Origin of the sequence: Bartonella sp. ML69XJBT (assembly GCF_028618515.1) — a bacterium.
Taxonomy (GTDB): Bacteria; Pseudomonadota; Alphaproteobacteria; order Rhizobiales; family Rhizobiaceae; genus Bartonella.
In genome coordinates this window covers 1-8,565 of record NZ_JAQITB010000046.1, presented here as the reverse complement: position 1 = coordinate 8,565, position 8,565 = coordinate 1, and the positions used below count along the sequence as shown (strand labels likewise).

Annotated in this window: 8 protein-coding genes and 1 pseudogene; 1 reads left to right on the top strand and 8 read right to left on the bottom strand. The window is 42.7% G+C overall.

Features of this window, described 5'->3' with window-relative positions:
- The first annotated feature begins 890 nt into the window (after window positions 1-890).
- Window positions 891-1,826, top strand: coding sequence for a DUF3472 domain-containing protein (locus PVV68_RS09035; RefSeq protein ID WP_273782926.1), 936 nt, complete (start codon window positions 891-893; stop codon window positions 1,824-1,826).
- A gap of 2,452 nt (window positions 1,827-4,278) precedes the next feature.
- On the opposite strand, the pseudogene PVV68_RS10665 reads toward PVV68_RS09035, so the two are convergent.
- From PVV68_RS10665 to PVV68_RS09000, 8 genes and pseudogenes are all read right to left on the bottom strand, one after another.
- Window positions 4,279-4,356 (bottom strand): annotated as a pseudogene (locus PVV68_RS10665) (DNA gyrase inhibitor YacG); the annotation flags it as partial.
- Between the two features lie 159 nt (window positions 4,357-4,515).
- Window positions 4,516-4,821, bottom strand: a complete 306-nt coding sequence (gene yacG / locus PVV68_RS09030) for a DNA gyrase inhibitor YacG (RefSeq protein WP_273721784.1) — start codon at window positions 4,819-4,821, stop codon at window positions 4,516-4,518.
- 26 nt (window positions 4,822-4,847) lie between these two features.
- Window positions 4,848-5,543 (bottom strand): Maf family nucleotide pyrophosphatase, encoded by a 696-nt coding sequence (locus PVV68_RS09025; RefSeq protein ID WP_273721783.1) that lies wholly within the window; start codon window positions 5,541-5,543, stop codon window positions 4,848-4,850.
- A 202-nt stretch (window positions 5,544-5,745) separates the two neighbouring features.
- The gene (infA, locus tag PVV68_RS09020; protein ID WP_004857577.1) at window positions 5,746-5,964 is read right to left on the bottom strand and encodes a translation initiation factor IF-1; all 219 of its coding nucleotides are present in this window, start codon (window positions 5,962-5,964) and stop codon (window positions 5,746-5,748) included.
- A 435-nt stretch (window positions 5,965-6,399) separates the two neighbouring features.
- The gene (locus PVV68_RS09015; RefSeq protein WP_273721778.1) at window positions 6,400-6,531 is read right to left on the bottom strand and encodes a hypothetical protein; all 132 of its coding nucleotides are present in this window, start codon (window positions 6,529-6,531) and stop codon (window positions 6,400-6,402) included.
- Window positions 6,532-7,142: 611 nt separating this feature from the next.
- Window positions 7,143-7,295, bottom strand: a complete 153-nt coding sequence (locus PVV68_RS09010) for a hypothetical protein (RefSeq protein ID WP_273782925.1) — start codon at window positions 7,293-7,295, stop codon at window positions 7,143-7,145.
- A 149-nt stretch (window positions 7,296-7,444) separates the two neighbouring features.
- Entirely contained in the window at window positions 7,445-7,597 is a 153-nt protein-coding gene (locus PVV68_RS09005) for a hypothetical protein (protein ID WP_273721775.1), read from the bottom strand.
- A gap of 614 nt (window positions 7,598-8,211) precedes the next feature.
- The gene (locus tag PVV68_RS09000; protein ID WP_273782924.1) at window positions 8,212-8,382 is read right to left on the bottom strand and encodes a hypothetical protein; all 171 of its coding nucleotides are present in this window, start codon (window positions 8,380-8,382) and stop codon (window positions 8,212-8,214) included.
- Window positions 8,383-8,565: the final 183 nt, after the last annotated feature.

Genomic DNA, 8,565 nt, shown 5'->3' with positions numbered 1-8,565 from the left:
ACATGGAAAATCCATCCCATACACTCAGTCCTATTCTCCACCACTCTCTGCATCCTTGTCCCATTTATGGTCAATGGCACAACACAATGCCTATCCTTTCTGTTCAACACGATGCCGCGCTATTGATCCTCATCACTGATTGTCTGGGGCTTATATCTTGCCACCCTCATCTTCCTCCAACACTCCCTTCGCCCCACCTTATCTGCGCCTTGCACATTTTTCTTTCCCCTTGGAAAACTTTTATCCCCAGTGCTCATCTCCCTCTCATACTCTTTCGTTTCCCCTTACCCCTCCCCACCACCTTTTCTTTTCAAACTTGAAAAGCCTTGTACAAAAGCCGCTCTCACACGCCCCGCCGCTTCATCTTAACACCTCTCCACCATTTTGCCTTGCCAATACCCCTATCTCTCCACCGCACACATCAACACCAACAAACGCAGGGAATACAGTACCTGTCCACGCTTTTACAGATAGACATTTTACGCTTTTACATATTCACCGAAACTATCATAACCTCCTCCCCAACACTCTTTCACGACGTCAACATCTCACCACCAGCTCTTCACCATCAATCCCCTACCATCCAAACGTCACTATCAACACCCCACCATTAAGCTTTGCATTCGAAGATCTAAAGAAAGTACAAAATACACTTTTTGCTTTAAATTAAATAATATTTTATAACATATAATATAAATAAAAAAACAATAGTATTTATCGTATTGTTTATTTAAACTATACTTAATCTATGATTAGATTTACTTACATTGACTTTATAAAAGTAAAGGATCTAAAATATGCAGTGCAACATAAAAAAGCTGTTCTTAATATTTTTATTTCTTCTGATAAGCAAACCAAGCTACGCTGTTTTTGCTGGTAAAGTTATTACGATGCAACACACATGGCGCCATAATACATTCTTCGATAGCCTGTCTTTTTCTCAGCAAATAACTTACGATGGTGGAGCTGATGCCATCTATTTTTGGGGCAACCAATTTCAGTTCAAAGATGGGAAAAGTGGATATATTGGTTTATTCAACAGAGGCGCCCGCACTGTTCACTTCTCTATCTGGAATGCAACGGGATGGAAGAGTGATAAATGTAAGCATTTTACCCATAAGGACTCTGGAGTACGATGTGAAATTGAATTTCCCTGGAAGCTTGGACGTCGATACAAATTAGATGTTTCCAAGAATGGCAATCTTGTTACAGGCACCATATCGGATCTTATCACTGGTAAAACAACAACGGTCGGTGTCATAGAAGTACCAAGCACCTTTGGCAAACTCTATAATTCTTCAAGTTTTGTTGAAGACCATTCTCGTTGGAAAAGACAGCTTTCCTCCTGTTATGTCTTGAGTCCACAAAGCTCCATTTTTTTCAATCCTACAGCCGATAAAAGCGGCACACCATACCAAGCGTTGCAAGAAGCCTCTGCACAAGGGATCTGTAAAGATCCTTACGTTGTACAAATAGCGTGTAACCTCAGTTATTGCATAAATAATATCAGCGACCTTGGAGGCTTAGCCTCGCCGGTAACAAAGAACGTCCGCATTAGCAATGGCAAAGATCTATCTGCGAAAACGATTTCGGATGCCTTAAACAAGGAAGAGCTTATCGCCATTCGTTTACGAAATGGTTCGTGGTCAGCTAATATCTCTTTACCAGAGGCTCATTTATTTAAATGGAAATCAATTTTTATAGACCATCAAGCAGCGCTTAGTTCTTCACTCCATATCAATAACAGCACACAAAAAATAACGACAGGACAAAAGATTATGTATATGTCTGATGGAAAAATCTGGAAAATGATGCAAAAGAATTAACCTTTTTCCCTATGAAAGAAGAGAAAATCCCTTATGTTGATTTGAAAATAAATTGGCATGAGGGATTGTGTCTCTCCCACTTTTGTTTTTCCACTTTTGGGATTATGTTCTCACATTGATTATTTTATTCTGGATAAAATGCTCTTTAACTTTGAAGATATTTTGTTTTTTAAAAGGCCTCCCTTTTCCCCCTCTTTCCCAGCCCCTCTTCACCGCAAACGCCCAGTTCTTTTCCCACACCCACTTCAAATTTTCCCACCACCTTCAAACACTCGACCTCTTTTCAAACTCAAAAGGCGCTTTTCTGAGAGACAAATCCCTGCTTTTGCTCTCAAAAACTAAAGCCTACTATACCTCCAATTTTCACATGACAACAAAAACCACCTCATCTCATCTCCAAAGCCTCATTCTTTAAAAGACACTCAATTTCTCTCACAAGCTTCAAATCTTCACCCCATTTCAAAAGCAACTCTCTAAGATTAAAATGCCTGCTCGTATCTTTATTCTTCATAAGGCTAAAATTCCCAAAAACATTCCCTTATCGGCAATTCCCACTTTATCTCAAAGAAAACCCTCTGCCTCTCACATTCTCTTGCAAGCCTCAAATATTTCCCCTTGCCTCAAGCCGCATTTCTAACGCCGTTAAGCAGCTGATGATTTTATTCTTCATCACAACTTTTCGATAGTGCGATCAGTTCAGACCAAAAGCTGAACGCCTATATGAAACAACAAGCTTGTTGAAGAAAACATAATATGAGATTCGTAAACCCAACAAAGAAGCAATTCCTGAAATCCAAATCCCTACCTTTGTTCTTTCAGCTAAAATCTCCTCATATCCCAAATCTTCTCATGATCCCGCCCCATCTCTCATGCTTTGTTCTTTAAAAGACGCCCCACTTCTCTCACAAGCTTCAAACCTTTACCAGAGCCAAAAAAACTCTCTGAAATTAAAATAGCTGCTCGTATCTTTACTCTCAAAGGCTAAAGATCACGTCCGATTACTATAATTTTCTGTGCCAGCACAAACCCGCGTTTTGCCTGCAGTCCAAACAGGTAAAACTTTCCAAACCCTGCGTGAATTCCCCAGCAGTTTCAAATCTCCACTTGCACTATAAACCTTATTTTCAATGTTCTAAAACACCTGATGATTTTATTCTTTTTCATCACCGACTTTTCGGTGTAGAGATAAGATATACACCTCCAAAAGCCCACGATTCAGATCAAGAGCTCATCACCCCTATGAAACAACAAGCTTGTTGAAGAAAAAAACGTGATATGGGACTCACAAACCAAACAAAGCAGAAGAGATATTTTTATTTGCACTCAAATTGCCTCTACAAACTTCGAGCTTTGAATACTTCTCCTTAGCTCAAATCCAAGAGGCACTTTTCTGAGAGACAAATCCCTGCTTTTGCTCTCAAAAACTAAAGCCTGCTATACCTCCAATCTTCACATGACAACAAAAACCACCTCATCTCTCATGCTTTGTTCTTTAAAAGACGCCCCACTTCTCTCACAAGCTTCAAATCTTCACCAAAGCCCCAAAAGACAATTCTCCAAGAGACAAATCCTCCAAATTTCCCCAACTCTAGGTATCCAATCTTCTCTTTGTTCTCTAAAAAGGTTAAAGCCCCCAAAAACTATTGCCATATTGGCGAAAGCACCTCATCACCCCTCAGCTTGAATGCTCCGTTCTCAAAAGACACCCAATTTCTCCCATCAGTTTCAAATCTTTCCCCCATTCCAAAAGCAACTCTCTAAGATTAAAATACCTGTTCGTATCTTTATTTCCAAAGGCGCCCTCAAAAATTATTCTCCTATTGGCAATTACCACTTTATCTCAAAGAAAACCATCAATACTCTGCCCCTAACATATCTCCCGCAGATATTTAATATTCGTGCTTTCTACAAGCAAAAAAGCAATTTTTTTGAGATCCAAATCCTTGACTTTGCTCTCAAACGCTAAAATCTTTTCATGACAACTCAAACCACCTGCTCTCTTCTCAACTCTCATACCTTGTGTTTGAAAAGTCGCCCCACTTCTCTCGTAAGCTTCAAACCTTCATCACAACTCAAAAGAAACTCTCTGAGAGACAAATCTCTGCCTTTGCTTTCAAAAGCTAAAATCTCCTTATATCCCAAATCTCTCATGACAACTCAAACCACCTGCTCTCTTCTCAACTCTCATACCTTGTGTTTGAAAAGTCGCCCCACTTCTCTCGTAAGCTTCAAACCTTCATCACAGCTCAAAAGAAACTCTCTGAGAGACAAATCTCTGCCTTTGCTTTCAAAAGCTAAAATCTCCTTATATCCCAAATCTCTCATGATAGCTAAAACCATCTGGCCCCTCACCCTCTCCAACGCCTTGTTCTGAAAAAGACACCTAACTTTTCTCGCAAGCCTCAAATATTTCCCCTTGCCTCAAGCCGCATTTCTAACGTTAAATGCCTGTTTATTCTTCTTCATCACTGACTTGCGGTGGTGGAGGCAAGATATAAGCACCAGACAACCATCGATTAAGATCAATAGCGCTAAAATCTCCTTATATCCCAAATCTCTCATGATAGCTAAAACCATCTGGCCCCTCACCCTTTCCAACGCCTTGTTCTGAAAAAGACACCTAACTTTTCTCGCAAGCCTCAAATATTTTCCCTTTCCTTAAGCCGCATTTCTAACGCTAAATGCCTGTTTATTCTTCTTCATCACTGACTTGCGGTGGTGGAGGCAAGATATAAGCACCAGACAACCATCGATTAAGATCAATAGCGCGGCATCGTGTTGAACAGAAAGGATAGGTGTTTTGTTGTGCCATTTGACCACAAATGGGACAAGGGTGCGGAGGGCGGATTGGAGTAGTTTCTGATTGTGTTAAATCTGATTTTTTGCGTGTTTGTTGTGTCTGTGTGATTTGTTGACAGCTATTCCTGACTTTTTCTACCGTTTGTTTTTTTTCATTGTGCGTCTCCCTTTTTGATTGTTTTGTATTCTGTATCATTGGTTTTACCTGGTGCATAAACTTTTCTAACGCATTTCCCCATTCCAATAGGAAAGCACAGGATAACGATAATGCATGAGAAGATCCATTGTCTCAGCTAATGGTAATCCCATCACATTGGAATAAGAGCCGGCAAGCTGGACGACAAAAGCACCAGCTTTTCCCTGAATGGCATAGCCACCAGCCTTTCCCTCCCATTCTCTAGAAGCAATGTATGTATCCATCAATGGAGTCGTCAAGCGTCTAAAACGGACAGAACTTTCCACTAATTTTATGGTTATTTTTCCAGCTTCATTGAGCGCACAAATGGCGGTATAGACCTTGTGAGCACGTCCCGAAAGAAAGCGCAAACATTCATATGCCTCATCTTCACCCTCTGGTTTAGGAAGAATGGTGAGCCCCACAGCCACCACAGTATCAGCAGCCAAGATGACAATTTTCCGCGCGGTCTCCTCTTTATCATGTTGGCTGTACCATAACAAAGCCTCTTGCGCTTTAAGGGCTTTTTCTTTTGCCAACCGTTTGGCAAGATTTGCAGGATGTTCTTTTAACCTTGGTGTTTCATCGATATTCGCCGCATAAACCTCATGAGGATCAAGACCAATCTGCGCTAAAAGTGCCAAACGACGGGGTGAAGCAGAAGCAAGCACCAAGAGGATTTCTTCATCAGGATTTTTCTTCAAACGCTCTTTTCCTAAGAAGGTTTTCTTTAAGTTTATCATTTTCACCCCCCCAGAATGATTTTAAACCGCCACCCAATTTATTTTGGTGCCATGAATATTCTATGAATATTCTTTAATATAACCTCACGCATCTCTCATATTGTTTTAATTTTTCACTTGTTCTCATTTTTTACTAAAAAAGAACAGACATCAAGATCTTTTAGAAGCAAGTAGGAACGCTTTACAGAAAACAACCCCTGACTTATTTATAGCGATAGGTAATACGTCCTTTTGTCAAATCATAAGGGGTCATTTCCACCATGATTTTATCCCCTGCTAACACACGAATACGGTTTTTACGCATTCTTCCAGCGGTATGAGCAATAATTTCATGATCATTTTCTAGCTTTACACGAAACATCGCATTCGGTAAGAGTTCAGTCACGATTCCAGAAAATTCTAAAACTTCTTCTTTTGACATAAAAAATAAATTCCTTTACAGTGCGTATAATTTTTTCAGTGTTCATAGCCTATTTTCTCAGTTTTGTGAACAAAAATCCAACAAAAAGGCAAAGGTTTTTCTTTTTGTGTTTATTCCCTAAAGCTGTCAAAAGCTTTAACCTACAAAGTTTTCATCTTTCCCTTGAGCCCATTGGTTAACATATCCAGCTCTCAGCCTCTCTTTCTAGACCTCTTTATACCCCCATCTATTTCTCCACCCTCATTTTCCTCCAACACTCCCTTTTGCCCCACCTTATCTGCGCCTTGCACATTTTTCTTTCCCCTTGGAAAACTTTTATCCCCAGTGCTCATCTCCCTCTCATACCCTTTCGTTTCCCCTTACCCCTCCCCACCACCTCTTCTTTTCAAACTTGAAAAGCCTTGTACAAAAGCCGCTCTCACACGCCCCGCCGCTTCATCTTAACGCCTCTCCACCATTTTGCCTTGCCAATACCCCTATCTCTCCACCGCACACATCAACACCAACAAACGCAGGGAATACAGTACCTGTCCACGCTTTTACAATTTCACAGAAAGCAGCCCCCACCGCTTTCCCTCCAACGCCCTTTCACATCACCCATGCCTTGACGCCCCAAACCGCATCACCAACACCCTACCATCCAAATCTGCCCCCATCATCCTCCTTGTTACCCCACTTCAACGAAAACCATTCTACAAGCCAATAAACATTGCGCTCTACCTTGGCAAAACAGATTTTTCCTCAAGAAAACAAAGGAAAATTTCACATGCCATACAGCTCTACTTTGTACAGTACTCTTTAAGCACCTATGTCCATTCCATACGCAACCACTCCCAGCAATCTACTCCACCAACACTCCACTACGCCCCCCTACCACCTTTAACATACACCCACACCAGCACCTCACCACCTGCCCCTCACCTTGACGCCCCAAACCTTTTCCCCCTCTCATCAATCCTCCACCACATCTATAACCCCTCCCAAAAGCACACACCATTCACGGACCTGCTCTTTCACCACTTTTACAGATATGCATTTTTACGCTTTTACAATTTCACAGAAAGTATCACCCACCGCTTTCCCTCCAACGCTCTTTCACGACCACCCACGCCTTGCCCCCCAAACCGCATTGCCACCCCCCCACACATGCCATACAGCTCTACTTTGTACAGTACTCTTTAAGCACCTATGTCCATTCCATACGCAACCACTCCCAGCAATCTACTCCACCAACACTCCACTACGCCCCCTACCACCTTTAACATACACCCACACCAGCATCCCTTCACCACCTGCCCCTCACCTTGATGACCCACAAAACCTTTTGCCACCCTAAGCAATCCTCCACCACATCTATAACTCCTCCCAAAAGCACACACCATTCACGGACCTGCTCTTTCACCACTTTCACAGAGATACATTTTTACGCTTTTAAGCATTCACAGAAAGTGACACCCACCGCTTTCCCTCCAACGCTCTTTCACGACCACCCACGCCTTGCCCCACAAACCGCATCGCCAACGCCCCACACAAGCCGCACCACCTGCCCCTCACCTTGATGCCCCACAAAACCTTTTGCCACCCTAAGCAATTCTCCACCACATCTATAAACCCTCCCAAAAGCACCCACCATTCACGGACCTGCTCTTTCACCACTTTTACAGAGATACATTTTTACGCTTTTACAATTTCACAGAAAGCCGCAAAGTGACCATCAAGAAAAAGCTCTCATCCAATCTCTTTTCATAGTCATCTTATGAGAATGACATACATGGAAAATCCATCCCATACACTCAGGTCTATTCTCCACCACTCTCTGCATCCTTGTCCCATTTATGGTCAATGGCACAACACAATGCCTATCTTTCTGTTCAACACGATGCCGCGCTATTGATCCTCATCACTGATTGTCTGGGGTTTATATCTTGCCACCCTCATCTTCCTCCAACACTCCCTTCGCCCCACCTTATCTGCGCCTTGCACATTTTTCTTTCCCCTTGGGAAACTTTTATCCCCAGTGCTCATCTCCCTCTCATACTCTTTCGTTTCCCCTTACCCCTCCCCACCACCTTTTCTTTTCAAACTTGAAAAGCCTTATCAAAAGCCGCTCTCACACGCCCCGCCGCTTCATCTTAACACCTCTCCACCATTTTGCCTTGCCAACACCCCCATCTCTCCACCGCACACATCAACACCAACAAACGCAGGGAATACAGTACCTGTCCACGCTTTTACAGATATGCATTTTTACGCTTTTAAATATTCACAGAAAGCAACATCCCCACCTCCTCTCCAACGCCCTTTCACGACCACCCACGCCTTGACGCCCCAAACCGCATTGCCACCCCCCCACACAAGCCGCACCACCATCACTCCACTACGCCCCCCTACCACCTTAACATACCCCCACACCAGCATCCCCACACCAGCATCCCTTCACCAGCACCTCACCACCTGCCTCTCACCTTAACACACAACTCTTTTCCCCCTCTCATCAATCCTCCACCACATCTATAACCCCTCCCAAAAGCACACACCATTCACGGACCTGCTCTTTCACCACTTTTACAGAGATACATTTTTACGCTTTTACAATTTCAC

Bases quoted from the DNA above. Each gene is read 5' to 3' on its own strand.
- PVV68_RS09035 (WP_273782926.1), top strand. From the start codon at position 891: ATGCAACACACATGGCGCCATAATACATTCTTCGATAGCCTGTCTTTT.
- infA (WP_004857577.1), bottom strand. From the start codon at position 5,964: ATGTCAAAAGAAGAAGTTTTAGAATTTTCTGGAATCGTGACTGAACTC.
- PVV68_RS09025 (WP_273721783.1), bottom strand. From the start codon at position 5,543: ATGATAAACTTAAAGAAAACCTTCTTAGGAAAAGAGCGTTTGAAGAAA.
- PVV68_RS09000 (WP_273782924.1), bottom strand. From the start codon at position 8,382: ATGCTGGTGTGGGGGTATGTTAAGGTGGTAGGGGGGCGTAGTGGAGTG.
- yacG (WP_273721784.1), bottom strand. From the start codon at position 4,821: ATGATACAGAATACAAAACAATCAAAAAGGGAGACGCACAATGAAAAA.
- PVV68_RS09005 (WP_273721775.1), bottom strand. From the start codon at position 7,597: ATGGTGGGTGCTTTTGGGAGGGTTTATAGATGTGGTGGAGAATTGCTT.